Here is an 874-nt window from a genome sequence, read left to right as displayed (position 1 = left end):
CATCCATCTTCGCTTTGAACGTCAGCGACTTCATCGGCGCACCGTTATCTGAGTGAAGAACCAGCGGTTGATTGAAGCACTGCTCTCGCATCAACGTCCGTTGCAAGAGTTGTGATGCTAACTCGCCGCACTCACGTTCATACACCTCATAACCCACGATTTTTCGGCTGTAGATATCCTCTATGACGTACAGATAATAGTGCTGGCCTCGAACCTTTGAAGGCAAGTAAGTGATATCCCATGTGTAGACTTGATTCGAGCCTGTCGCCGTATAACTCGTTGGCTTCGCTTGCTTTTGCCTACTCCGTTGACGGCCTCGGTTGTGAAGTTGCCCTTGTGCACTCAGTACCCGATAATAGCTCGACTCTGAGGCGATATATTCACCTTTATCAAGCAGTGTCGGTACGATTTGAGTAGGAGGTAAGCTCGCGAACTCTGGGCGGTTACATACCTCGATAATCGCTTCACGCTCTTGCTGCGAGAGCTTGTTAGCAGGCTCTGGTCTGGCACAGGTCGGTCTTTTATCCGCCTGAATCACTCCTTGTTGATACCATCGACGATACGTTCTCACGTCAATTTGAACCTCATGACAAGCCCGCTCCAAGCGGCAACCACTTTGCTTGGCATCGTGGATAAGAGCAATCAGGTGCTGCCTTTCATCGGTTGAGGTTAGTCGTCCTCTGGCTCTTCCCCGTAAAAGGCTCTGAGCTTTTTTCGTAGAACCAACAGGGCAGCAGTTTCGGCGAGTGCTTTTTCTTTGTGGCGTAACTCCTTCTTAAGCTCTTTGATTTCAAGCCTATCCGCTTTGGCCTGCTTCTTTGCTTCCGCTTCCCGCTCTTTACTCGACATAAAACCTTGCATACATTCGCTACGC

At 49.8% G+C, this 874-nt stretch carries 1 pseudogene; it reads right to left on the bottom strand.

Annotated elements, in window-relative coordinates:
• Positions 1-874, bottom strand: a pseudogene (locus Q1A70_RS20185) (DDE-type integrase/transposase/recombinase); the annotation flags it as partial.

Source organism: uncultured Vibrio sp. (assembly GCF_947488985.1).
Classification (GTDB): domain Bacteria; phylum Pseudomonadota; class Gammaproteobacteria; order Enterobacterales; family Vibrionaceae; genus Vibrio.
Note: the sequence above shows the minus strand (reverse complement) of the source record. Positions and strands in the feature narration are given on the sequence as shown.